The sequence below is a fragment of the Methylomonas sp. Uni0011 genome (assembly GCF_056850255.1).
On the sequence record NZ_JBVVNO010000006.1, the window covers coordinates 120,133 to 142,478 of the forward strand.

The following is a 22,346-nucleotide window of genomic DNA, read 5'->3' on the forward strand; positions in this document are numbered from 1 at the left end:
GTAACTCAAATGTTAGAAATCGAATACGAATTCCGCGAAGAAGACCTGGTTCATTTCAATGAACAGCGCCTGAAAAACGACCCGGAAATGCAGAAAAAACTCCGCCAAAACCGCATCTTCGCGCCGGGTGTGATGATGGCGATTGCGCTGTTTTATTACGTCTACTACGTGGACATGAAAACCACGGCCTATATTACGATTCTGGCCCTGGCCTGGGCGATTGCTTCGCCGTTCATCATGAAGATCGACATGCGCCGGCAATTTTTCGACAAATACACCGAAGCTGAAAAGAAAGCGTTGTTTGGTATCCACTGGCTGAGCGTCGAGCCGGAATTCCTGCAGGAACGCGCCCCCGGCGGCAAAAGCAAAACCCCGTGGAAAGACATGCTGCGGGTCGAAAAGCACAAGGATTACGTCTACATCTACGTCGATATCGACGCGGCCATCGTGATCCCGCGCGCCACGGTCAAGAAAGGCGATTTGAAGGCGTTCGCCAAGCAGGTTGAGGGGATGATTGAGAGGGCGGGGTGAGCAAGCCGGCGCTTTGCCGTATAGTCAACGATTTAGGGTGATTTACATAAACGACTTAACTAATTGTTAGCGGTTAACACACCGGAGCATTCATGCCAACTCGCTTATTGCTGATCGGATTTTCTCTTGTGGCTTTACTGTCAGGGTGCGGGCAGAGTTCCAACTTGGATGTACCTAGAAAATTCTTTAGCAAAAACAAGATCGGAGGTTCCCCAGATTACGCTGTGATCAAGTGGAACAATCCAGAAGATCACGTTGCCACCATCCACGGGTTTATGGACGACATGAAAAGCTGTCAGATTATTTCGAACGCACTCAACAAAGACGCATGCAACGAAACAGGTCACCAGAATTGTCTAAATCCATTCTCATGTCAGCCTCTAAATCATTAGTCGCTAACAATTCCAACTTGCTTACGGCCTGCTGTACGCAAGTTTCTGACTTTAACGTCAGCCACTGATAGTCGTATGACCGAATCAAAGCCTATCAATGTTGAATTTGTTTCGGCACTACTCGCAGAAGATGAGGTCGGATCTGTAATCCGTTCGCATCTTTACATTGAGGCTCAACTGAGCGAGTTTTTGGAATTGACAGTTGTCGAACCAAAATTCCTGGCCGATCTCGACCTCAGCTACGCGAAGAAGGTTGAACTCGCTTGTTGCCTTGGGTTCGATGCAAAATTCAGGGGAGCGCTAAAACGGATCGGTAAGCTACGCAACGACTTCGCACACGACTTATCGTCATCGTTGTCGCAAAAGGTTGTCTCCGACCTCTACAATGCTTTACCTGAGTTTGGGCAGAAGGCCGTACATCTTTCCGTAGATATGCTGCACCAGATGTGTAAAGTCGTACCGCAGCCGTCAACCTACGATCAGCTCCCTCCAAAGATGCAGTACCTACTCATCGCGCTCAACCTTGAACGTATCTGCTCTGCCGCATGCGAATTTGTAGGTGAGTCCAGGAGTAGAGCTCGTAGGTACGATTAGCGAAGCGTAATCGTACGAAAGTTGAGCCTCATCTCCCCGATTACGCTTCGCTAATCGGGGCTACGACACGAGCGAAGGTGTTGATATGAGCCCAACTGTTTTTAAAGAAGCCGGTTTTCGGTTTTATTTTTTCTCTCGGGAAGAGCCGAGAATGCACGTTCACGTGCAGGCGCAAAACGGCGAAGCAAAATTTTTGGTTGGACCCCGTCATCGCTTTGGCGCAACATACCGGTTTGTCTCACAGAACTCGTAGGTACTATTAGTTTCGTAGGGTGGGCACGGTTTTTGTGCCCACGCGGCATTGGGACTATTCCTCTTATCCGTGGACAGAAAAGCTTTGTCCGCCACTTTCAAGGCTTTAACGCGTGGGCACTAGCGTACCCACCCTACATTTTGTGAGTGTTGATCGATAAACCCACCTGTTGGTAATGCCGGTAACGCTGGCGGCCGGCTTGTTTGGACTCCTCGCTGTTGTCCAATATTTCCAAAATCCGTTCGGTCGGCGGTTCGGCGGGCGGAAATGCCGACGACAGGTTGACGATTACGCCGCGCCAGGCGTCCGGAATCTCGCTGCCGCCGATCAAAACCGTGCCGGGATATTGCGGCGGCAAGCCGCGGTAGATTTGATGCGGTACGAAGCTGCCGGCGCGGAAAGTCCACAAGGCTTTGTCGATTTGCTCCGCCTGCTCGGCCGATTCGGCCAGCACGTAGCAGAAAAAGCCGCTACGGTAGATTTTCTCGATCAATTTGCAGGCGAATTCCTGGCGTTGCTGCTGGTCGTGCGTGCCGAGCACGTAGAAACTGACTTCAGGCAGTGCGCTGTCGGTGGCGGCGGTCATGGCGGTTTAGGCGGAGCGGCGCGGCCGCCGCTCCCGGTTGAGGTGAATCAGGCCTGAGCCCGGTTCAGCAGGTATTGCACCAACAACGGCACCGGCCGGCCGGTGGCGCCCTTGTTGGCGCCGGTGCGCCAGGCGGTGCCGGCGATGTCGATGTGGGCCCAACGGTATTCCTCGGCGAATTTGGACAGAAACACCGCTGCGGTGATACTGCCGCCGTCCGGGCCGCCGATGTTGGCCAGGTCGGCGAAATTGGATTTCAGTTGTTCCTGGTATTCTTCCCAGATCGGCATCCGCCACAGCAAATCGCAGGCGGTTTCGCCGGCGCCGATCAGTTCGTTGCAGAGTTTGTCGTCGTTGCCGAACAAGCCGCTCGGTACCCGGCCCAACGCAACGATGCAGGCGCCGGTCAAGGTCGCCATGTCGATGATCACGTCCGGGTTGTATTTTTTGGCGTAGGTCAGCGTGTCGCACAGGATCAGGCGGCCTTCGGCATCGGTGTTCAAGATTTCGATGGTCTTGCCGGACATGCTGGTCCAGATGTCGCCCGGTTTGTTGGCGGCGCCGTCCGGCAGGTTTTCCGAGGACGGCACCAGGCCGACGATGTTCAGTTTCAAATTCAACAGGCTGGCGGCGCGGATGATGCCCAGCACGCTGGCACCGCCGCACATGTCGTATTTCATTTCGTCCATGCCCTGGCCGGGTTTCAAGGAAATACCGCCGGCGTCGAAGGTCAGGCCTTTGCCGACCAGCACGATGGGTTTGGCGTTTTTGTCGCCGCCCCGATACTCCAGGCAGATCAGTTTGGCCGGCTGGCGGCTGCCGCGGGTCACCGACAGGAACGAGCCCATGCCCAGCGCTTCCATGTCGCTTTCTTCCAGAATTTCGCAGCTCAGCAGTTCGTGCTGGCCGGCCAGCGCCAAGGCTTGTTCGGCCAGATAGGTCGGGGTGCAGATGTTGCCGGGCAAGTCGGCCAATTGCTTGGTCAGCTCCACGCCCAAGGCGATCGCGACGCCTTGCTGCAATCCGGTTGTTGCGGCGGCTTTTTGGCTGTCGTTGGCGAGGATGCTCAGCTGTTGCAGCGGGATTTTATCGTCGACCTTTTTAGTGGCGCTGTATTGGTACAGGCCGTCGTTGAAAACTTCGACGATTTGCCGGGCTTGCCATTGGTTGTCGGCAGAGCCGACATCGATATCCAGCAACGCGCTGCAGGCGTTTTGCACTTTGCTGTCTTTAACGGTTTTGGCCGCGGCGGCCAACGCCTTACGGTATTGTTTGCGGCTGACTTTGCCGCGCTCGCCGAAGCCGACCAGGACGAGGCGGGCGATATTAGCGTCCGCCAGGTTGTTGACCAACAGGGTTTCGGCGTTTTTGCCCTTGATGTCGCCCCGCGCGATCAGTTTGCCGATCAGGCCGCCCTGCGCCGCATCCATGGCCGCGGCCGCCGGGCTGAGTTGCTGGTTTTCGTAGATACCCAGCAGCAGGCAATCGCTTTGCAGTTTGTCTAAGGGGGCGCTTTCTATAGAATAGTCCATTTGATACATCCACTATCAAGTGTCTTGGATTGAGGGTTTCTGCCGGTTGCAGCGGTATTGCGACCGATTATACATGAGAATATCGGGAGAGAGTCTTTGAGCGTCGAGCGCACAATGCCCAGTTCCGGCCGGCCGTTTCGGCTGTTGACCGTGCTGGATAAAATGATCATCAAGGAGTTGTTTTTCACGGTCACGGCGGTGCTGACCGTGCTGGTGGTGATTATCGTCAGCCGCAAATTCATTCGGGTGCTGGCGCAGGCCATTGAGGGTAATATCGCCAATGAGACGGTGATGACCTTGCTGGGCATGAAAATCGTGATTGCCACCACGGCGTTTTTACCGGCCGCCTTGTTCATGGCGGTGTTGATGGTGTTGGGACGAATGTACCGAGAACAGGAAATGTCGGCCATTTCCTCGGCCGGCGGCGGGGCGTTCACGATTTACCGGTCGGTATTCTTGCTGGTGGTTCCGCTCAGCCTGGTCGGCGTAGGGCTGTCGATGTTCGCGGCGCCGTGGGCCGAGGCGCGAACCGAACAATTGATGCACCAGGACAAGCAAAATGCCGATATCCGCGGTATTTCCGCTGGCCGTTTCAGCGAATACAGCGACGGCGAATTGATTTTCTATACCGAAACGGTGGACGACGAAGGCCGCATGCACCATGTGTTTGTGCAAAACAAGCAGGGCGGCAAGCTCGGCGTGGTCAATGCCGAATCGGGTTGGCTGAAAAATCTGCCGGGCGGTTTGTATTTAGTGTTGGAAAACGGCCAGCGGGTGATGGGCGTACCCGGCAATAAGGATTTCGTGATCGAAGCCTTCCAGGAATATTCGGTATTGATCGAAAAGAAAGTCACGGTGTTGAGTCTGGGCCGGGAGGCGATCCCGACCCGGGCCTTATGGGTGTCGCCGGAATTGCGCGACATTGCGGAAGTTCAAGACCGCTTGAATACGCCGCTGGGGGTGGTGTTGCTGGCGATTCTGGCGGTGCCGCTGGCCAAACTGTCGCCGCGCGGCGGCATCTACGGCAGCATGCTGGTCGCCTTCGGCATTTACTTCGTCTACGGCAACCTGCAGCGGGTCAATCATAGTTGGGTCATCAGCGGCGCGTTGCCGGCTTGGGTCGGTTATTTTTGGGTGGATACGGCGTTATTGTTACTGGGGATAGCGATGCTGATCCGCCTGTACGGTTGGCGCTGGTGCTTGCAAAGTCTGACAGGAAAGGTTGCCGGATGAATGTGTTAACGCTTTATATCGTCAAGGAAGTCGTGAAAGGATCGCTGGTGGCGGTGATTTTGTTGTTGACCTTGTTCAATCTGTTCAGCTTCAGCGACGAATTAAAGGACCTGGGCCAGGGCGGCTACAATTTGCAGACCATTTTGTGGTTTCTGACCTTGACTTCGCCGCGGGTATTTTACGAGTTGGTGCCGTCTTCGGCGCTGTTGGGTAGCCTGTTCGTGGTCGGGGCGATGGCTAACAACCGGGAAATCGTCGCGATGCGCGGTGCCGGACTGTCGGTGGCCTGGATCATCCGCACCATTATGCTGGCCGGGCTGGTGCTGGTGGTGGTAGCGGTCCTGGTCGGCGAATTCGTCGCGCCGCCTTGCGAACGCGCCGCGCAGTTGCTGAAAACGACGGCGTTGCACGACGGCGTGGTGATGCGGTCCCAATACGGCATGTGGCTGCGGGAAGGCGACAGTTTTATCAATGTCCGCAAAATTCTGGACGACGGGTCATTGGCTGACGTGCGGATTTACGATGTCGGCGAGGATAAACATCTGCAGCGCGTGACTCAGGCCGAGCACGCCCAGTTTCTCGGCGACAAGCAATGGCGGTTGGAGGGGGTCAAACATTCGGAAGTCACGCCGCAGCAAATACTCGCCGGCGCTCAGGAACAGCAGGCTTGGCGTTCTGGGATAGACTCCGATCTGCTGAAAGTGGCCGTGGTCAATTCCGACAACCTGTCGCTGTACGATCTGTTCATGTATATCGATTTTCTGAAACAGAACAATCAGAAGTCGCAAAGTTACGAGCTGGCGTTTTGGAGCCGGTTAATTAATCCGTTCGTCACCTTCGTGATGTTGATGGTCTCGGCGCCGTTCGTGATCGGCATCGGCCGCGGCGTCAGTACCGGAGCGCGGATCATGATGGGTATTGTGATCGGCATGACCTTCAATATTTTCGACCGGATTGCCGGCCATGTCGGTTTGGTTTACGACATGAATCCGATGTTGATGGCAATGTTGCCGAGTACCTTGGTGTTTTGTTGCGCGTTGTACGCGGTGAAACGGGCCAGCTAAGGCAGGTGCATAGTGAGTGGAGGAACCGGCCGAAGGCGCCGGTTGCTCTGCGGCAACCGGCTCGAGCGAAAGCGGGTTTTATTTGCGGGTCATGAACAGATAGAGAAATTTACATTTCAATACCATATCTTTTTCGTCCAGTTCCACGACGGCGCAGTCTTCGTATTTTTCCCGGCCCGGAGTGACTTGCTTTTTGATCAAGCCGTCGGCCACGCTGTATTTAATCGGAATGGTCATTTCGCCGATGCCGCTACGGGCATCTTCGCCGGTGGTGACCAATGTGCCGTCTTTTTGAAATTCCCAGGTTACTCGGAGCGGTTTTTTCTCTCTATCCAGGGCGAGGGATTCGGCAGTGACCTGCCATTTGCCCAGCAGCTTGGCGTTGTCCGCCAACTTCACGTCGGCAACGGCATTGGCGGCGGTCAATGCGGCAAACAGGGATAGGGCTATTGTTATTGTTTTCATTGTGTGCTCCCGGCTCATGAAGAAGATGGAGCCGGGAATATAGCACATCCGATTTTGGCTTCAGCGCTTTTCTTCGCAGTAAACCACGCGGGTTTTGGACAGGCGGTCGTGCCAGCCTTGGCGGTCCTTGTCGAACAAGCACCAGAGAAAACCCAGGCCCAAACAGGCCCAGGATAACAGCGCGCTGAAAAAACGCAGGATGGCTTGCGGCCAGCCGACAGGTTGAGCGTTGGCGGAGACGACTTTGATTTTCCAGGCCCTTAAGCCTAGGGTTTGGCCGCCGTGGGTCCAAAACCAGCCGTAAAACGCAAAGCTTACGGTCAATAGATAAATAGGATACAACACTTGGCTTGCCGCGAAAGCCTCGCCGCCGTTGAAGGGTAGCGCCAGTGCAGTAGCCAGGAACAGCACAGCCAACAAAAGCAGTGCGTCGTATATGACGGCTCCCATGCGGCGTAAAAAACCCGGCCTCGCTATGGCAGCGGTGCCGGGTTCGGGTTGGCTCGGTGGATTTGCTCTGCGCAATTATTGTTCGAACAGGGCCAGTTTTTGTCCCATGTACATGCTCATTCCGACCAATGCGCCGACCATGGCGATGGAAAACACGAAAGGCGGCCGATGGAACAGCAAGATCGCGAAATCGGCAACAAACAGGCTGGTGAACAATGGGCGGTCGACAAAGCCCAGCAACATCTTTTTAAACATACGCTCCACACTCCGAAGTAAAGTGCCCGCGGCCTGACGAATGGGTGCGGGCTTGACTGGTATTCAAGGTATTACGCCGGTACGCGGCGCATGGTCGAATTCTACATTCAACACAAGGGAATGTAAAAGAAAGTGCTCGATTGAGCTTAATTCTGGCGAGGTGTTATGATAAAGCCTGATAGCTGCGCGTGCTGCAGCCACACGGTTTGGCAGGTTTCAATCAATTAAAGGAATACAATTATTTTTAGCTTCATCAAAAAGATCTTTGCACCCGTGAGTTTGGCCGCACCATCGGTCAGTGAGCCGGTCGTTGCCGATAGAGCGAAGATTTATCCGCGTTCCGAGCACTGCATCTCCCGCACCCAAATCAGCGAGAACGCACTCAAGGTATTGACGCGCTTGAAAAAAGCCGATTTCGAAGCCTATCTGGTCGGCGGTTGCGTACGGGACTTGCTGCTGGGACGGGAGCCCAAGGATTTCGATGTGGCGACCAACGCCAGCCCGGAGCAGGTGAAACAAATATTCCGCAATTGCCGCATTATTGGCCGCCGCTTCCGCTTGGCCCATGTCTTCTTCGGCCGGGAAATCATCGAAGTCGCCACCTTTCGCGGCGGCGCCGATAACGAGGAATCCGACCGCCAAGTGGTGCACGAAGACGGCCGCTTGCTGCGCGACAACGTGTTCGGAACGTTGGAAGAAGACGTCTGGCGTCGCGATTTCACGGTCAACGCCCTGTATTACAACATCCGGGATTTTTCGGTGGTCGATTACACCGGCGGTATGCAGGACCACGCGGCCGGGGTGTTGCGCCTGATCGGCGATCCGGAAGTCCGTTACCGGGAAGATCCGGTGCGGATGATCAGAGCCATTCGCTTTGCCGTCAAATTGGGCTTTACGCTGCATCCCGACACCGAGAAACCGATTCACGCCCAGGCCGACTTGCTGAAAAGCATTCCCTCCGCCCGGCTTTACGATGAGGTATTAAAGCTGTTTTTGGCCGGTTACGGTTTGCAAACCTTCGAAATGCTCCGGCATTACGGCTTGTTCGGAATTTTGTTCCCGGAGACCGAGCGCTGTCTGACTACCCAGGAACAGGACTTTCCGCGTCTGTTTTTGATTCGAGCGCTGGAAAACTCCGACCGGCGCTATAACGACGGCAAGACGCTGACGCCTTATTTTCTGCTGGCCGCACTGCTGTGGGAGCCGCTGCAGGTCGCCGCGCAAAAGCGCATCGGCAACGGCGAAAACGAGACGCTGGCTTACCAAAACGCCGCCAACGAAGTTTTGGCGCGGCAAATCAAAATCACCGCAATGCCCAGGCACATCACGCAGTCGATGCGCGATGTCTGGTTCATGCAGCCCAAGTTTGCCCGCACCGTCGGCACCCGGCCGTATCGCTTGCTGGAGCAGCCTAAATTCAGGGCGGCTTACGATTTCTTTCAGTTGCGGGCGGAAACCGGCGGCGCCGATCCGCAACTGGTGGAATGGTGGGCGCAGTTCCAGGAGGCCGACGAGGAATTGCGCAAACAAATGACTGCGCCCGGCAAATCCGGCGGCGGCAAACCGCGCAACCGCAAATCCGGCCGCTACCGCTCTCGAACCAAGCCGGTCGCCAATCCGCAATGACGGCGCTGAATCCCGGCGTCGAAGCCTATATCGGCCTGGGAAGCAATCTGGACAATCCGGTCGAACAACTCAAGCAAGCGCGGACCGAGATCGCGACGCTAGCCGGCGTCGCCGAATTGGCCTTCTCGCCGCTGTACCTTAGCACGCCGGTTGGTCCGCAGGATCAGCCCGACTTTGTCAACGCGGTGATGAAAATATCCACGAGTCTGGAGGCAGCCGAGTTGCTGCGCCAATTGCAGGCTATCGAAACCGCCCATGGCCGTTTGCGTTTGGTTCGCTGGGGGGCAAGGACGCTGGACCTGGATATTCTGCTTTACGGGTCAAGCATAATCACCGAAGCCGAGTTGGTCGTACCGCACCCGGAAATGGCGAAACGGGGGTTTGTGCTGTATCCGTTGGCCGACATCGCGCCGGCCGATTTGCCTATCCCAGGGTTCGGGCCGCTGGCGGACTTACTGGCTGCTTGCCCTCAGGCCGGTTTACAGAGGCTGGAGCCATGAAACTTTACGCCGATACCGCAAAAAGTCTGACCATCAGCGATTTGGCCGCGATGAAGCGTAACGGAGAGAAGATTAGTTGCCTGACCGCTTACGATGCCAGTTTCTCGGCGCTGTTGGACCAGGTCGGAATCGACGTGCTGCTGGTCGGCGATTCGTTGGGCATGGTGATCCAAGGTGCCAATAGCACCGTGCCGGTCACGGTCGACGACATGGCTTACCATTGCCGGTGCGTGGCAGGCGCGGCGCAACGGGCTTTCATCGTCGCCGATTTGCCGTTTGCCAGCTACGCCGAACCAACCCAAGCCTTGGCCAATGCTGCGCGCTTGATGCAGCAAGGCATGGCGCAGATGGTCAAGCTGGAGGGCGCAAAAATCGACGTGGTGCGTTTTCTGGTGGACCAAGGTGTGCCGGTTTGCGGCCATCTGGGTTTACTGCCGCAATCGGTCAACCGCTTGGGCGGATATCGGGTGCAAGGCCGCGACGCTGCGCAGGCCGAAGCTATCTTGCGAGAGGCGCAGCAACTGGAACAAGCCGGGGCCGGGCTGTTGGTGCTGGAATGCGTGCCGGCTGCGCTGGCCAAAACAATCAGCCAAACCCTGGGCATTCCGGTGATCGGTATCGGCGCCGGCGTCGACTGCGACGGTCAGGTACTGGTGTTGTACGATATGCTCAACATCGGTGCCGGCAATCGGCCCCGCTTCTCCCGCAACTTCATGGCCGGTGCGGCCAGCATAGAAGACGCTGTCGGCCGTTACCATCAGGCGGTTAAAGCCGCGCAATTCCCCGGTTTGGAACACAGCTACTAATCCATGCAAACGGTCGATAACGTCGCCGAGTTAAGGCAAATCATTCGGCAATGGCGGCAAGCCGGCCAGAGCATCGGCTTCGTGCCGACCATGGGCAATCTGCACGCCGGCCATATTCATTTGGTCGAAACCGCCAAGACGCAAGCGGACAGGGTTGTCGCCAGTATTTTCGTTAATCCGACCCAATTCGGCCCGAACGAAGACTTCGACAGCTACCCGCGCACCGAAACCCAGGATACGGAAAAATTGGCCGCCTGCGGCGCCGACTTATTGTTCTTGCCCGGTGTCGCCGAAATATATCCGCGGGCTTCGCAAACCCGGGTGTCGGTTGCGGGGCTATCTGCTTTGCATTGCGGTGCCAGCCGGCCCGGTCATTTCGACGGCGTCGCCCTGGTGGTTTGCAAGTTGTTGAACATGGTTCAACCGGATTGGTTGTTGATGGGGGAAAAGGATTTTCAGCAGTTGGCTCTGATTCGGCAGATGGTGGCCGATTTGAATATTCCGGTTACGGTGCAGGGTGTAGCGACCGTGCGGGAAGCCGACGGCTTGGCGATGAGTTCGCGCAATGGTTATTTGACCGAGCTGCAGCGGCAAACTGCGCCGGCTTTATACCGGGCTTTAATTGAAGCCCGCGATACCTTGCTGGCCGGAGCGGCCGATTATCGAGCGGTGGAGGACGGCGGTAAACACGCGTTGCGAGCGGCCGGATTTAACGTGGATTATTTTTCGGTCTGCCGGATCGCCGACTTACAGCCGGCCGGACCCGGCGATACGGAGCTGGTGGTGTTGGCCGCCGCCAAATTGGGTTCTACCCGCCTGATAGACAATGTGTATTTTTGTATGCCAAGCGCTTGAAGATGCAGGGTTTTCGCGCAAAAATGCTAATGCTTAAATTTGATAGCCAATCCGATTTCAGGCATAATCGCCTGCCCTAGTATTGGAACTTGCTTACCATGAACATAAACATGCTTAAAGCCAAGCTGCATCGCGCCCGCGTGACCAATTCGGAATTGGACTACGAGGGTTCATGCGCGATCGACGGCAAGATTTTGGATTTTTCAGGGATCCGGGAATACGAGCAAATCCATATCTATAACATCAACAACGGCCAGCGTTTTACTACTTACGCTATCCGTGCCGAAGAGGGCTCGGGCATTTTCTCGATTAACGGCGCGGCCGCCCGTTTGGCATGCCCCGGCGATTTAATTATCGTCTGCGCCTTCGCCAGTCTCGACGAGAAGGAACTGAAAAACTACAAGCCGACTTTGGTTTACTTCGACGGCAACAACAAAATCACTCATTCCAGTCATTCCATTCCTGTTCAGGCCGCCTGATTCGATCGGCCGCCGCGGTTGATGCGGCGGCCGATAGCCTTTTTAGGCTTCAGATACGTCTATTTCGCTGACTTTCTCGGTCAGTGTAATGCTCTGCTCTATTGCCACCAGTATCTTTTGCATGCCGATCCGTTTGTTGGCATTAATCAAGATCGGCGATTTAATCGAACCCTTGATAGTGGGTTTGCCGTTCTCCTGCTCGTTGTCCTTATGCAGCAGGATCAGAATTACCAATTCGTCACCGGGGGCAACTTGCAGCAAGTCTTCCTCGGGATCGGTCACGGTAAAGTTGTAGTTGATGTTGAAATGGGCAGGATGTGCGACCGAGAAGGTCAGGTCTTCATTGTCCACCGATTGCAGCCAATATACGATTTCGCTACCTTCCTGATGGAACAGTTTGAAACGGGTTTGATCTTCAAAACCGGGCAGGCCGCGCGGAAAATTGATGATGGTTTCCGGATTGATTTCCTGGTTGCCTAATAACTTCGATTGAATTTCCATGGTCCCGCCCGTGTTGAATGAAATCTGAATCGGCAATTTCTGCCTAACGCACCAATGTATAGCACGGAGCCGGTTATTTGCAATCTCGCGGGCTGAAACGGGAGTTTCCGGCAATGAAAAAATGCGCATTGATCTGGCTGTACCGCTAGCGGGAGTTGTGCGGTAGCTGTCGGCAGGAAATCAGGAAAAAGCCAAGCGCAAATTCAAACAGAAAGGTTTGCCGAAATTCGGGAAGGGGAATGAAAACGGCCCGCAGAAGCGGGCCGTTCAATGCCTGGAGTGCGGAAAATTAAGCGAGGGTTCTGCGGCGTTGCCAGCCCAAAAATCCCACCACGCCGCTCAAGAACATCCAGGCGCTTGCCGGCAACGGCACGCCGGTAACGGTGTCGGTAGGCGCCAAATTATTGATAAAAGAATCGCTGTTGCCCGCCGCGCCGATTGATCTGACGTGCAAACCGATCCGCAACGCACCACGGGTCAGAGCGGTCGTGACGTCGTCGAAACTGTAGCCGCTATTTAGCGAGACCAGGATTCCTAGTAGATCGGAACTGGTATTCACGCCGAGATTCGGATTGCCCGGGTCGACATTGGCGCCGAAATAAGGCGTAGGCGCGAAACCGGGAACTGCGTTATTGCCGCCCGGCAATACTACGTTTTTCAAGGTTCCGTTGGGTTTGGTCCAGCTTACCGGGCTGAAAGAGGTAAAACCGCTCAGGCTATTGAAGATCGAGGTTTGCGAAGCCAGCAAGCCACTATCGTCGAAATAAACTTCGGCGATGTTGGCAGCGATCTGGGCACTGTTGGCAAAAGTAAACAGGATTTTGTTGGTCAGGGATTGATTCAAAAATGCCGCGGCGTCGGTATTGTTGTAAACGTCCATTTGCAACTGGCTACCGACATCTTCGGTGCCGTTGCTGGTGATGCGGGTGAAATTAAAGCTGGTCGGCGCGGCCAGCGCGGATGCCGACGATAACGTTAATATGCCGGCCATCGCCGCGCTTTTGAAAATGGCTGTCACATTCATAGATTGTCTCCAAGGAGTAAAAAAGTGTTGCAGACAATCATACTGGGCTAAAACTTAACTGTGACTGAACCAAAGGACAATAGGCTTCATTCGAGGCTGCCTTGCAATCGGGTCACCCAGGAGTCCTTTGCGTAAGGATCGATGTGAAATGCCGATGCGGCCGGTTTATGCAGCAAGCCCTCTTCGCCGGATGCGTTTGGATTGAGTTGGCGTTTCTCGACGAAGTCGATTAGCCGGCGCAAATGGTAGATCGCCAATACCCGGTTGGTTTCGGCGCCCTTGTATACCAAATAGCCGACGTTGTCTTCGCCGATGTCGCTGTTGCGTGCCAGTAAACCGGCCAAGCGTTGCTCGTCAGTGCCGGCCAGGCTTTTCAAGGTGGAATCGGGATGCGCGCGGGTCAAGTCGAGTAAATGTGATGCCAGGTTGCCATTCAGCTGCTGTTGTTGCAGGTGATCCAATTCGCCGTCGTCCAACAGAAAGCTTTCGGCAACCAGATAGTGCCGGTCGCGCTCGCCGTCGTTGGCGAACAGCGATATTTTCGACACTGCCGTGTCTTCCAGTGCGTGCAAAAACTCTTGCGGCGAGCGTATGTGCTTGTCGATGGTCACAACCCAAGGCAAGGCGCGGCCGCTCGCGTGAAACCGGGTTTTGACGCTGCCTACCACACCGGAGCGCGATAGCTCCAACTCCCGGCCGGCCGGCTTCACCAAGAAAGCGTCTACTGCGGCAATCTGCGTGCGAAAACCGGCCGCCAGGAATTGGCCGATAATCGTCGAATAACGCGGATGGTAAGGAATACCGGTGCCGTCGTACAAGATGTTGATGCGTTGTTCGCGAGCCCTTTGTGCTACCAGGTCGCGTAGCCGGTTGGCGAAGGGTTCGATGTAAATGTAATCGTCGCTGTGGTGATTGGCGGCGGTCAGTAGACGATATAAATCGCTGAGCTTGCGAAATTCGTCCAGCGAAGCGATGACGAAGTTATCGCCGCAAATTGCGCCGGCAATTTCCTCTACCGCGGTTTTGCCGGCCCCAGCCCCGCCCATACTCATTAAAAACTGCGGTTCCGCTGCCGGCGTTTTACCGGTAAAGATCGCATCGCAGGCCGCCATCAGGATGCGGTTGATTTTGCCAAGCCGGTCGTAGGCGATTTCCACCGTGCGCCGCAGCCTTGTCTCCCGCTGGGCGGCGGTCAGCATCTTGTCTTTTAAAGACGGGTTGTCCGCCAATAAGAACAAGTTAGCCTGTTCTCCGCCACACTGTCGCAGCAGGTCGAGCAGTTCGGCCTGACTCGGCGAGCGCAAACCGGTCAACATGTTGACGTCCAGGCAAAACAAAGGCGCAATCCCATCGCTACGGACCGGAATCGCGTCGACCTCGGTCTTGCCCGGCGCGCGCAAGTCCTCGGTGCCGGGCAGATAACCGATCACGTGTTCCGACACACTGAGCGGGTTGTCCGCGAAATGCTGGCCGGCGATCAGTTGCTCGGCTGAAATGCTCGACAACGGCACCAGGCCGCCTGTGACGGTGAGCAGGCATTCGATGCCGTCCGGTGTGGTGTGGGACAGAAATGGAATGCCGAGCAAAAAGCGCTTGTTCTCCGGCCATCTGCCGTAGCGGTTGGCGTGATTGCGCAGGTGTTTGGTCCGGGTACAATCCAGCGCGTGTTGGAAGGCTCGGCTCAATGCCCGGTGCTGGCTGGCGTGATTGTGTAACACCCGAGCGTCTTCCGCGGTCAGGCGGCGGAAATCGATGCCTTGGTCGTAAACCGCTTTGAAGGCCGGCAGATTGCCTAATGCGGTGATAAAGAAGTCCAGTGTGATCCGGTTGCCGTAAGCAAATGGCCTGATTACCCTTAACGAGTGGTAAAAGCTCGCCAGCCGCTCGGCGATGTCTTCGCTGTAAATAACAAAACCGTTGTTGTCGAAAATCGCACTGTCGCGATTGCTGTCGCCGTCGAGCACCAAGCGCTCGATGGCGATCCGGAATTGCTTGCGCTTATCGGCCTCCGGCATCGTGCCGGGGCGGTGCGGGACCGTGGGCTGTTCTTTCCAGTCGCTGAACATTTCGCGGTGAATCCGCGAATATAAACCGGTCATGTAGGTGACCCGTTTGGTCTGATCGTGAGAAACCGTGGTTTCCAATTCGTTCAATAGCGTGGACAGCAAGCTGGTGCCCTGGGCAATCGCCAGCGCAGTACGCAAGCGTTTTAATGGGCGGTAACCCGGCAGGGTCCGGCAGGGGTTTGACATGTTTTACCCTCTTATTATTTTTTTCGATTGGGATTCGGCCGTCGCCGGAGCTGAAAATTACGTGGTTTGCCGGCAGAAATCAATTGCCCGATGCGTATCTTGCCATACCCCATCGCTTCCTGCGGAAAGAAGCCGGATGGCTCGGTGCCGGGTCATGTCGGCTGGTCTTGAGTCGACTGACTTTGCGCGTTTCGGTCGAGGGGCTGCCGATGCGATAAAACCAGTCTAATTATGCGGGATTGGCGGCCGGCTGCTCAGCGTTGGGTTAGCATCTAAATTTGTCGGCTGCGAATACGTTCGGAACAATCCTTGCCTATACTTGGCAGCAATTAATTACATGGGCTTAATTTATGGATTTTTTGATTGCTCCGGCCGTGACGCTGATGAATAGACTGAGTTATCCGGCCAAATTCACGTTGTTGTTCTTGATAGTCTTGATCCCGATGCTGGCGATGGGCAGTATTTTGGTCAAGCAATTTGTCGGCGAAGCCGAATATCTGCAAGGCGAGCGGCTGGGCCTGGACTATATCAAGCTGCTGAGATTGCCGATCGAGCATATTCAACAGCACCGGGGCATGACTAACGCTTACCGCAACGGCGCCGGACAGTTCAAGGAACGTATCGTCGGCAAGCGCCAGGAGATCAACGCCGATTTCACCGAGTTGGCGCGGCTGGACCAAACGGCAACTTCCCTCCTGAGAACCGCGGAGCGGTTGGACAAACTCAAGCAGCAATGGGAAACAGTCCAAACCAACGCGATGGATCAGGAACTGAGCGCAGTGATAGGAGCCCACAATAACTTGATTGCCGATGGTCTGGATTTGATCACCCATATCGCCAATACGTCCGGCATCATCCTCGATCCGAAGCTGGACAGCTTTCATCTGGGTTTCGCGCTGACGGCGGATTTACCGCAACTGATCGAATTCATGGGCCAAACCCGAGCGCTGGCTTCCGGTGTTGCGGCGAAAGGCCAACTCAGCCCCGAAGCGAAAAATAAACTGCTGCTTTCGATGGCCAATATCGGCACCTATGCCCATAAGCTGGATAGTGGCCTAAGGGTGGCGGCTGCCGAAAATCCCGCGGTCGGCGCCAAACTGCAGAGCTTGATCCAAAACCATAACCAGGCCTTGACAGCAATGCAGGATTTAATCCGCCGCGAATTGCTGGAAAGCGAGACCGTCAACGTCGGTAGCGACAGCGTGTTTCAGACTGCGACCGAAGCCATCACCCAGTCTTACCGACTTTACGACGGTCTGATTCACGAACTGAGTGCGCTGTTCGCAGCCCGTGCCGACGCGGCTAACCAATCTTTGCAGTTTACCGTGGCTGGCGTGGCCGGCGTGCTGTTCGTCGTCGTGCTGCTGCTGGCCGGGTTGACCCGTTCGGTTAACCGGAATATCGCGCTGATCAATAGTGCAACCCAGCGCATCGCCAAAAACGATTTGACGGTACGCCTGGCTATCGATTCCGCAGACGAAATGCGCGAAATCGGCAAAAACTTCAATGCGATGGTCGAAACCAGCTCGGCCCTGCTACGCGAGATCATGCTCACCAGTACCGACTTGCGTGTGTCTTCTGAGCAAGTCTATAGCGTTGCTAACCAAAGTGCTGCCCACATCGATCGCCAGCGCCAGGAAACCGCTTCGGTGGCGACGGCGGTCACCGAAATGAGCGCGACGATCCACGAAGTGGCGTCTACTACCAACAATGCGGCGCAAGCGGCGAGCAGCGCCAACGAACAAGCCAAAAACGGCAAAAATGTGGTGCAAGGCACTACCCAGGCCATCAGCCAACTGGCGCGCGACGTCGAAGCGGCCGCTAACGTGATTCGAAATCTGGAAAAGAGCAGCGAATCGATCGGCGCGTTGTTGGATGTGATCAAAAGCATCGCCGAACAGACCAATCTGCTGGCATTGAATGCGGCAATCGAAGCGGCCAGAGCCGGCGAGCACGGCCGCGGTTTCGCGGTGGTAGCCGACGAGGTGCGCAGCCTGGCCAGCCGGACCCAAGAATCCACTGCAACGATAGAAAACATGATCGCCCAATTGCAAAGCGGTACGCGCGAGGCGGTCAGGGTGATGCAGCAGAGCTGTAATCAAGCCCAGATCGGCGTCGAGCGCTCGCAAGATGCCATGCAGATGTTGGAATCGATTAGCCGCTCGGTAGCGACGATCGACGCGATGAATTTGCAGATCGCCAGCGCTTCGGAACAGCAAAGCGCCGTCACCGAGGAAATCAACCGCAATATCATCCACATCACCAGCCTGTCGGAACAAACCGCAACCGGCGCGGAACAAACCACGCAAGCCGCCAGTCATCTGAATCGGCTGGCGGAAAATCTGAACGGTTTGATTAACCAGTTCAAGATCGGCGCTTGACTTGCCGGGCAGCCCGGTAAACTGGCCTGCCTGGTTACAGCGGAGCACGACTATGAAAACCTTTATGTTATTGCTAAGTATTTGCGGCGTGGCGCTGCCGGCGTTCGGCGCCGAAACCTGCGCGGACTTGCTGAACTTTAAAATGGCCCGGTTGCGATCCACCGAACAAATCGACTTTTGCCAAGCCTTCCGGGGCAAACTGGTTCTGGCGGTCAACACCGCCAGTAATTGCGGCTACACCCCGCAATTCAAAGGTCTGGAAGCGCTATATCAAAAATACAAGGATCGCGGCTTGGCAGTGGTGGGCTTTCCGTCCAACGACTTCAATCAGGAATTCGACGAGGCCGAAAAAACCGCGAAAGTTTGTTACATCAATTACGGCGTGACCTTCCCGATGCTGGAGAAAAGCGCGGTGACCGGCGCCAATGCCAACCTCTTCTTCCGGAAACTGGCCGAGGCCGGCGGCCAGGCGCCGCAATGGAACTTTCATAAATATCTGATCGGCCGTAACGGCGAACTAATCTCGGCTTTCCCCAGCAACACCACGCCGGAGCAATTGGACGCCAAAATCGGCGAATTGCTGTCCAGGCATTGATTCCGTGCGGGTCGGGAAAACTTTGCGGCGCGCTAGTCGCCGTGCTTGAAGTTTTTCCCGATTCGGCCTGTTCCTGCCTTATGCGTAGAAGTTTTCAGCAAGCGTAAAAACTTCGGGCACTCGAAATGGCTGGCCGCGTTGCAGTCCGCGGCATGAAGCAAACCGTCGCGAGTCGCGGTCAATTCCTGGATTCTGCGATCCGATTCAAGCCCCTGAGTGCGCAACACATCGCGGTCGATGTTCGTCCCGTCGGCGGAGAACATCGTGGCAATCTGGTCCGGCGACAACCCGGCGCGCCGGCCCAAAGCGATCAGCCCCAGCTTTTGCAACGTTGCGTTATCGAACTGCCGCCGCAGGCCGACCCGGCCGCTGGAGCGGATCAGGCCTTTTTCCTCGTAATACCGCAACGTGGACGCCGGCAATCCGGAAATCCGTGCAACTTCGGCAATATCCATCCGCTTTCCTTTCGAAATTAATACTTGACTTAAAGTCGGCTTGAGCTCGTATTCTGAGCTGGAACCCCATGCGCCGCAATGCCCGATGCAACGCGGCGGCATGGCAATGACCCCGAACCCGTGAGGAGAAAACATGGATGCGACTTTTTGGCACCAAAAATGGGAGCGCCGCGAAATCGGCTTTCATCAGCAACAGGCCAACCCGTTATTGGTGGCCCATTTCGGTAAATTGAATTTGGCGATCGGCAGCCGGGTAATGCTGCCCTTGTGCGGTAAAACCCGCGACATCGCCTGGTTGCTGGCATCCGGTTTCCGCGTCGCCGGCGCGGAATTGAGCAAGATCGCGGTCGAGGAATTGTTCGACGAACTGGAACTGGCGCCGCAAACTCAATCGGCCGGCCCGCTATGGCATTATCGGGCGGGTAACATCGACCTGTTCGTCGGTGATATTTTCGAGCTGTCGGCTGACCTGCTCGGTCCGGTAGACGCGGTTTACGACCGTGCCGCTTTAGTCGCTTTGCCCGCCGAAATCCGGCAAAAATACGCAGCCCATCTGACTGGCTTGACTGGCGCCGCGCCGCAGTTGTTGGTGGCATACGAATACGACCAAATGCTGGCGGAAGGCCCGCCGTTTTCTGTGGCTGCCGACGAAGTGCGCGACCTTTATGCCGGCAATTTCCGCTTGACGCCGTTGGCCTGCACTGTAGTTGAAGGCGGCTTGAAAGGTAAGGTGCCAGCGCGAGAAACGACTTGGTTAATCGAAAAACCGGATGCGCAGTAGATAGGGCGCTTGTATTCGATCATGATGCTCAGCCAAGGCTGAAAGCTTTATCCATTTCCGGGGAGGTCGAATGGCGGGGGCCGGTTTCATGGCAAACGAAACCGAGGGTAAATCTGCGGAAAATTTGGTCGGAGTGAGAGGATTCGAACCTCCGGCCCCTGCCTCCCGAAGGCAGTGCTCTACCAAGCTGAGCTACACTCCGTAACGTCGAATATTTTAACAAAGACCGTTAAAACCGACATGTAATTTTTTACGTGACGCGCGCGCTGCGGCCTTAATTTTCCGCGGTTGTCGGTTAAGGGCGGGACCGTAGGCGGCGAAAGGATGGTTTGAAAATGGTCGCCCGTGGAGGCTTTCGGCATTGGTATTTATTTGGAATCGGTACCAACTAATTTCGACAGCCTGCTAATATTTCACGAGAGCGTGCCTGACTGCGGCTGTTAGTCTGCGCTGGCGCGGATTAACGCTAACGAAAATACCGGGTTGTTTGCCCTGGGAGAAGTGAAGATGAAACTAGCCCGTCTATTCTATTTTAACGTTGTGTTCGCGCTGATTTTGCAACCGGCGCAAGCCAGTGTGACCAGTTCGTTCGATGTCGACAGCGAGAGCTGGCAAATCGTCAGCTTTGCCGATTTTAGCCAGAACGACTACAGGATTGTCGGTCAATACCAGCCCAGTTTCATGACCGGCGGCGGCAACCCTGGCAACTATCTTGCCGCAAACGACCCGGATGCCGGCGACTTTACCTTTTCCGCGCCGGGCGCATTTCTGGGGGCTCAGTCGGCGGCCACCGGTCTGTCCTATGATTTGACCTACCGCAACGGCGACGTAAATTGGCAGACTACCGACGTCATGTTGGTCGGGAATGGCCTACGCTTGCTTTGGAAGCGCAATCCAGACATCGTACCCAATAGTGGTTGGACGCACATTGGTTTGAGCTTTACGCCGTCGTCCGAATGGAGGTTGGGTACCTCGACCGGCGGCTTTGCCAGTGAAAACGACTTCCGCAATGTGCTATCCAATTTGAGCGGGCTATACATCCACGGTGAATTTACCAACGGTATTGTCGAAACCGCCGGATTGGATAATGTGGTGTTGCAAACTGTGCCGTTGCCGGGGGCTTTCTGGCTATTTGGATGGGGGCTCTGCGGTTTTTGGCGGTCCGCCCGCCTGAAACGCTAGCGCTAGGCGGAAAGAATTGATCTGCAACGCTGGGGTCGAAAAGCATGAGCCAAATAGCGCCCTTTCCCCGCTTCGGCAAGCCGATTGATTGCGACTATTTCTGGAAAGGAGTCGCACGACATAAGGTAGATCTACGGTATTTCGTGCAGCATGGAATACGTCTGCTGCGGAAAATTCCGCGCTGAATCTAAAATAAGCGATATAAATCAATATCCTGGGTTGTACTTGCTGTATTGGCACGCGGTTTGACTGTTATCGGTTAACCGAAGTTGAACTTCGGCACCCGATAACCAAAACCAGGAGATAGCCATGAAATTCACCGCCACGCTAACCGCATTCGCCATCGCCGGCCTGGTCGCCGTCAACGCCGAAGCCGCCACCGTGATCGACCGCGAAGCCTATTCCCACGACGCCGACAACGGCGCCTACAACCCGGACTGGCTGGCCGAACTGCCGGATACGCTGAAACTAAGCCAGCTATCCTTACCGGGTACTCACGACACGATGTCTTTGTACGGCGGCGATGTTCCGCAAACCCAATCCATGGATCTGCGCGAGCAACTCGAAGCCGGCATCCGGGTATTGGATATCCGTTGCCGCCACGTCAACAACAACTTTTTGATTTACCACGGAACGGTTTACCAAAAAGCCAGTTTTACCGACGTACTCGACGCGGTGCAGGCGTTTTTGACGCAACACCCCGGCGAAACTGTGGTGATGCGGGTCAAGGAAGAATCGACTCCGACCGGCAATACCCGCGAATTCCGTCAGACCTACGACGCGATTACCGCCAAATATCCCGGCCTGTTCTGGCAACCCGGCGGCAACTTCAATCCGGCGCTAGGCACGGTACGCGGCAAGGTCGTGCTGCTGCAAAACTTCGCGGAATCGACCCGGCAGGGTATCAACTTCAGGGAGCTGGAGCGGCAGGGTACTGCGCCGGACGACTGCCCTTTAAATAGCAATTGGGACTTGTACGGGGTTTGGGAAAAGGCCAGGACCCAATTCATGGCGGCCGCCAGTGGCGACCAGGACAAAATCTATATTAACCGCTGTCTGACCGGTTCCACCGGCGGTTTTCCGTACTTCGCCGCCAGCGGCAAAAGTTCGCCGCAAACCGATGCGCCGCAGTTGATGACCGGCTTGACCACGTTGACCAATCCCAACACCTATCCGGATTTTCCGCGGGTGAATTGCCTGGGCAAGCTGTGTTCGATCGCCTTTCTCGGTACCAATCCGCTGAGCAGCCAATTTTTGCGCAATCTGCGTACCAATTACGCCGCATTGAATCAGGTTTACCAAACCCTGAATCTCAATATCCGGGTCAGCAAGCGGATCGGTATGGTGATGATGGATTTTCCGGGCAAGAGCTTGATTAACAACATCATCGCGATGAATAAATAGGGTCTTTGGCAGCAAGCGCCGCAGGTCGACCGAGCTGCGGCTACCGTCCCGAATTCCCGTCCAATCGCCCCTGCCGAATCAGCGGATTCTTGGCCGGGGTCGATTAATTTTCTATCCTGCGCGGTAACCGGTAAAATCGTCGCATACGCT

24 protein-coding genes and 1 tRNA gene are annotated in these 22,346 nt (G+C 55.6%); 15 read left to right on the forward strand and 10 right to left on the reverse strand.

Annotated features, from left to right (window positions below; all coding sequences use genetic code 11):
- Window positions 1-9 precede the first annotated feature (9 nt).
- The 3 genes from AC0IM9_RS10090 (at window position 10) to AC0IM9_RS10100 (ending at window position 1,770) form a co-directional block, all read left to right on the forward strand.
- Complete coding sequence (locus AC0IM9_RS10090; protein WP_445371794.1) at window positions 10-531, forward strand: YcxB family protein; 522 nt, start codon at window positions 10-12, stop codon at window positions 529-531.
- Window positions 532-998: 467 nt separating this feature from the next.
- The gene (locus AC0IM9_RS10095) at window positions 999-1,517 is read left to right on the forward strand and encodes a hypothetical protein (RefSeq protein WP_445371793.1); all 519 of its coding nucleotides are present in this window, start codon (window positions 999-1,001) and stop codon (window positions 1,515-1,517) included.
- A gap of 85 nt (window positions 1,518-1,602) precedes the next feature.
- Entirely contained in the window at window positions 1,603-1,770 is a 168-nt protein-coding gene (locus AC0IM9_RS10100) for a DUF4160 domain-containing protein (RefSeq protein WP_445371792.1), read from the forward strand.
- Between the two features lie 133 nt (window positions 1,771-1,903).
- Here the strand turns inward: AC0IM9_RS10100 and AC0IM9_RS10105 are convergent, their stop codons facing one another.
- Together AC0IM9_RS10105 and AC0IM9_RS10110 are read right to left on the reverse strand one after the other, a co-directional pair.
- Window positions 1,904-2,356 (reverse strand): DNA polymerase III subunit chi, encoded by a 453-nt coding sequence (locus tag AC0IM9_RS10105; protein ID WP_482803904.1) that lies wholly within the window; start codon window positions 2,354-2,356, stop codon window positions 1,904-1,906.
- Window positions 2,357-2,403: 47 nt separating this feature from the next.
- Window positions 2,404-3,888: a leucyl aminopeptidase gene (locus AC0IM9_RS10110; RefSeq protein ID WP_482803905.1), complete on the reverse strand. Its 1,485-nt coding sequence runs from the start codon at window positions 3,886-3,888 to the stop codon at window positions 2,404-2,406.
- Window positions 3,889-3,984: 96 nt separating this feature from the next.
- Between AC0IM9_RS10110 and lptF the strand changes: the two genes are divergently transcribed.
- Both lptF and lptG read left to right on the forward strand, forming a co-directional pair.
- A complete protein-coding gene (lptF, locus tag AC0IM9_RS10115) occupies window positions 3,985-5,121 on the forward strand; it encodes an LPS export ABC transporter permease LptF (RefSeq protein ID WP_278210343.1) in 1,137 nt (378 codons plus the stop codon).
- Window positions 5,118-6,185 (forward strand): LPS export ABC transporter permease LptG, encoded by a 1,068-nt coding sequence (gene lptG, locus AC0IM9_RS10120; RefSeq protein WP_140912771.1) that lies wholly within the window; start codon window positions 5,118-5,120, stop codon window positions 6,183-6,185. The genes lptF and lptG overlap by 4 nt, the downstream gene beginning before the upstream one ends.
- Window positions 6,186-6,263: 78 nt before the next feature.
- Here the strand turns inward: lptG and AC0IM9_RS10125 are convergent, their stop codons facing one another.
- Genes AC0IM9_RS10125 through AC0IM9_RS10135 form a run of 3 tightly spaced genes read right to left on the reverse strand, consistent with a single transcriptional unit; the run spans window position 6,264 to window position 7,355 of the window.
- Window positions 6,264-6,650 (reverse strand): hypothetical protein, encoded by a 387-nt coding sequence (locus tag AC0IM9_RS10125; RefSeq protein WP_140912770.1) that lies wholly within the window; start codon window positions 6,648-6,650, stop codon window positions 6,264-6,266.
- Window positions 6,651-6,710: 60 nt separating this feature from the next.
- The gene (locus AC0IM9_RS10130; protein WP_482803906.1) at window positions 6,711-7,175 is read right to left on the reverse strand and encodes an RDD family protein; all 465 of its coding nucleotides are present in this window, start codon (window positions 7,173-7,175) and stop codon (window positions 6,711-6,713) included.
- Window positions 7,176-7,355: a hypothetical protein gene (locus tag AC0IM9_RS10135; protein ID WP_140912768.1), complete on the reverse strand. Its 180-nt coding sequence runs from the start codon at window positions 7,353-7,355 to the stop codon at window positions 7,176-7,178.
- 273 nt (window positions 7,356-7,628) lie between these two features.
- On the opposite strand from AC0IM9_RS10135, the gene pcnB reads away from it, so the two are divergent.
- The 5 genes from pcnB (at window position 7,629) to panD (ending at window position 11,621) form a co-directional block, all read left to right on the forward strand.
- Complete coding sequence (gene pcnB / locus AC0IM9_RS10140; RefSeq protein ID WP_260839333.1) at window positions 7,629-8,981, forward strand: polynucleotide adenylyltransferase PcnB; 1,353 nt, start codon at window positions 7,629-7,631, stop codon at window positions 8,979-8,981.
- Window positions 8,978-9,481 (forward strand): 2-amino-4-hydroxy-6-hydroxymethyldihydropteridine diphosphokinase, encoded by a 504-nt coding sequence (folK, locus tag AC0IM9_RS10145; protein ID WP_482803907.1) that lies wholly within the window; start codon window positions 8,978-8,980, stop codon window positions 9,479-9,481. Before pcnB ends, folK begins: the two co-directional genes overlap by 4 nt.
- Window positions 9,478-10,287: a 3-methyl-2-oxobutanoate hydroxymethyltransferase gene (gene panB / locus AC0IM9_RS10150; protein ID WP_140912765.1), complete on the forward strand. Its 810-nt coding sequence runs from the start codon at window positions 9,478-9,480 to the stop codon at window positions 10,285-10,287. The genes folK and panB overlap by 4 nt, the downstream gene beginning before the upstream one ends.
- A 3-nt stretch (window positions 10,288-10,290) precedes the next feature.
- Window positions 10,291-11,142: a pantoate--beta-alanine ligase gene (gene panC / locus AC0IM9_RS10155; protein WP_482803908.1), complete on the forward strand. Its 852-nt coding sequence runs from the start codon at window positions 10,291-10,293 to the stop codon at window positions 11,140-11,142.
- Between the two features lie 98 nt (window positions 11,143-11,240).
- Window positions 11,241-11,621: an aspartate 1-decarboxylase gene (panD, locus tag AC0IM9_RS10160; RefSeq protein WP_140912763.1), complete on the forward strand. Its 381-nt coding sequence runs from the start codon at window positions 11,241-11,243 to the stop codon at window positions 11,619-11,621.
- 42 nt (window positions 11,622-11,663) lie between these two features.
- Here panD and fliW read toward each other — a convergent pair whose 3' ends face one another.
- The 3 genes from fliW to AC0IM9_RS10175 all read right to left on the reverse strand — a co-directional run bounded on the left by fliW (window position 11,664) and on the right by AC0IM9_RS10175 (window position 15,398).
- Entirely contained in the window at window positions 11,664-12,122 is a 459-nt protein-coding gene (gene fliW / locus AC0IM9_RS10165; protein ID WP_140912762.1) for a flagellar assembly protein FliW, read from the reverse strand.
- Between the two features lie 289 nt (window positions 12,123-12,411).
- Window positions 12,412-13,146 carry a VPLPA-CTERM sorting domain-containing protein gene (locus tag AC0IM9_RS10170; RefSeq protein ID WP_482803909.1) on the reverse strand — a complete coding sequence of 245 codons (735 nt, stop codon included), beginning with the start codon at window positions 13,144-13,146 and terminating at the stop codon, window positions 12,412-12,414.
- 86 nt (window positions 13,147-13,232) lie between these two features.
- A complete protein-coding gene (locus AC0IM9_RS10175; protein WP_482803910.1) occupies window positions 13,233-15,398 on the reverse strand; it encodes a zeta toxin family protein in 2,166 nt (721 codons plus the stop codon).
- A 383-nt stretch (window positions 15,399-15,781) separates the two neighbouring features.
- Here AC0IM9_RS10175 and AC0IM9_RS10180 point away from each other — a divergent pair, with 383 nt between their 5' ends.
- Both AC0IM9_RS10180 and AC0IM9_RS10185 read left to right on the forward strand, forming a co-directional pair.
- A complete protein-coding gene (locus AC0IM9_RS10180; protein WP_482803911.1) occupies window positions 15,782-17,779 on the forward strand; it encodes a methyl-accepting chemotaxis protein in 1,998 nt (665 codons plus the stop codon).
- Between the two features lie 52 nt (window positions 17,780-17,831).
- Window positions 17,832-18,374, forward strand: coding sequence for a glutathione peroxidase (locus tag AC0IM9_RS10185; protein ID WP_482803912.1), 543 nt, complete (start codon window positions 17,832-17,834; stop codon window positions 18,372-18,374).
- A 32-nt stretch (window positions 18,375-18,406) separates the two neighbouring features.
- On the opposite strand, the gene AC0IM9_RS10190 is transcribed toward AC0IM9_RS10185, so the two are convergent.
- Complete coding sequence (locus tag AC0IM9_RS10190; protein ID WP_482803913.1) at window positions 18,407-18,829, reverse strand: helix-turn-helix domain-containing protein; 423 nt, start codon at window positions 18,827-18,829, stop codon at window positions 18,407-18,409.
- A 133-nt stretch (window positions 18,830-18,962) separates the two neighbouring features.
- On the opposite strand from AC0IM9_RS10190, the gene tmpT reads away from it, so the two are divergent.
- Window positions 18,963-19,610, forward strand: coding sequence for a thiopurine S-methyltransferase (tmpT, locus tag AC0IM9_RS10195; protein ID WP_482803914.1), 648 nt, complete (start codon window positions 18,963-18,965; stop codon window positions 19,608-19,610).
- Between the two features lie 125 nt (window positions 19,611-19,735).
- Here the strand turns inward: tmpT and AC0IM9_RS10200 are convergent.
- A tRNA-Pro gene (locus tag AC0IM9_RS10200) sits at window positions 19,736-19,812 on the reverse strand.
- Window positions 19,813-20,117: 305 nt separating this feature from the next.
- Here AC0IM9_RS10200 and AC0IM9_RS10205 point away from each other — a divergent pair.
- On the forward strand, window positions 20,118-20,792 hold the full coding sequence (locus AC0IM9_RS10205) for a laminin B domain-containing protein (RefSeq protein ID WP_482803915.1): 675 nt from the start codon (window positions 20,118-20,120) through the stop codon (window positions 20,790-20,792).
- 309 nt (window positions 20,793-21,101) lie between these two features.
- Entirely contained in the window at window positions 21,102-22,196 is a 1,095-nt protein-coding gene (locus tag AC0IM9_RS10210; protein WP_445371778.1) for a phosphatidylinositol-specific phospholipase C, read from the forward strand.
- Window positions 22,197-22,346 lie beyond the last annotated feature (150 nt).

Excerpts from the sequence above, each read along its gene's own strand:
- panC (WP_482803908.1), top strand. The coding sequence starts at position 10,291 with ATGCAAACGGTCGATAACGTCGCCGAGTTAAGGCAAATCATTCGGCAA.
- AC0IM9_RS10090 (WP_445371794.1), top strand. The coding sequence starts at position 10 with ATGTTAGAAATCGAATACGAATTCCGCGAAGAAGACCTGGTTCATTTC.
- folK (WP_482803907.1), top strand. The coding sequence starts at position 8,978 with ATGACGGCGCTGAATCCCGGCGTCGAAGCCTATATCGGCCTGGGAAGC.
- AC0IM9_RS10205 (WP_482803915.1), top strand. The coding sequence starts at position 20,118 with ATGAAACTAGCCCGTCTATTCTATTTTAACGTTGTGTTCGCGCTGATT.
- panB (WP_140912765.1), top strand. The coding sequence starts at position 9,478 with ATGAAACTTTACGCCGATACCGCAAAAAGTCTGACCATCAGCGATTTG.
- AC0IM9_RS10100 (WP_445371792.1), top strand. The coding sequence starts at position 1,603 with ATGAGCCCAACTGTTTTTAAAGAAGCCGGTTTTCGGTTTTATTTTTTC.
- tmpT (WP_482803914.1), top strand. The coding sequence starts at position 18,963 with ATGGATGCGACTTTTTGGCACCAAAAATGGGAGCGCCGCGAAATCGGC.
- panD (WP_140912763.1), top strand. The coding sequence starts at position 11,241 with ATGAACATAAACATGCTTAAAGCCAAGCTGCATCGCGCCCGCGTGACC.
- lptG (WP_140912771.1), top strand. The coding sequence starts at position 5,118 with ATGAATGTGTTAACGCTTTATATCGTCAAGGAAGTCGTGAAAGGATCG.
- AC0IM9_RS10190 (WP_482803913.1), bottom strand. The coding sequence starts at position 18,829 with ATGGATATTGCCGAAGTTGCACGGATTTCCGGATTGCCGGCGTCCACG.
- AC0IM9_RS10095 (WP_445371793.1), top strand. The coding sequence starts at position 999 with ATGACCGAATCAAAGCCTATCAATGTTGAATTTGTTTCGGCACTACTC.
- AC0IM9_RS10125 (WP_140912770.1), bottom strand. The coding sequence starts at position 6,650 with ATGAAAACAATAACAATAGCCCTATCCCTGTTTGCCGCATTGACCGCC.
- AC0IM9_RS10210 (WP_445371778.1), top strand. The coding sequence starts at position 21,102 with ATGAAATTCACCGCCACGCTAACCGCATTCGCCATCGCCGGCCTGGTC.
- AC0IM9_RS10180 (WP_482803911.1), top strand. The coding sequence starts at position 15,782 with ATGAATAGACTGAGTTATCCGGCCAAATTCACGTTGTTGTTCTTGATA.
- AC0IM9_RS10175 (WP_482803910.1), bottom strand. The coding sequence starts at position 15,398 with ATGTCAAACCCCTGCCGGACCCTGCCGGGTTACCGCCCATTAAAACGC.
- AC0IM9_RS10170 (WP_482803909.1), bottom strand. The coding sequence starts at position 13,146 with ATGAATGTGACAGCCATTTTCAAAAGCGCGGCGATGGCCGGCATATTA.
- AC0IM9_RS10105 (WP_482803904.1), bottom strand. The coding sequence starts at position 2,356 with ATGACCGCCGCCACCGACAGCGCACTGCCTGAAGTCAGTTTCTACGTG.
- AC0IM9_RS10185 (WP_482803912.1), top strand. The coding sequence starts at position 17,832 with ATGAAAACCTTTATGTTATTGCTAAGTATTTGCGGCGTGGCGCTGCCG.
- fliW (WP_140912762.1), bottom strand. The coding sequence starts at position 12,122 with ATGGAAATTCAATCGAAGTTATTAGGCAACCAGGAAATCAATCCGGAA.
- AC0IM9_RS10135 (WP_140912768.1), bottom strand. The coding sequence starts at position 7,355 with ATGTTTAAAAAGATGTTGCTGGGCTTTGTCGACCGCCCATTGTTCACC.
- AC0IM9_RS10110 (WP_482803905.1), bottom strand. The coding sequence starts at position 3,888 with ATGGACTATTCTATAGAAAGCGCCCCCTTAGACAAACTGCAAAGCGAT.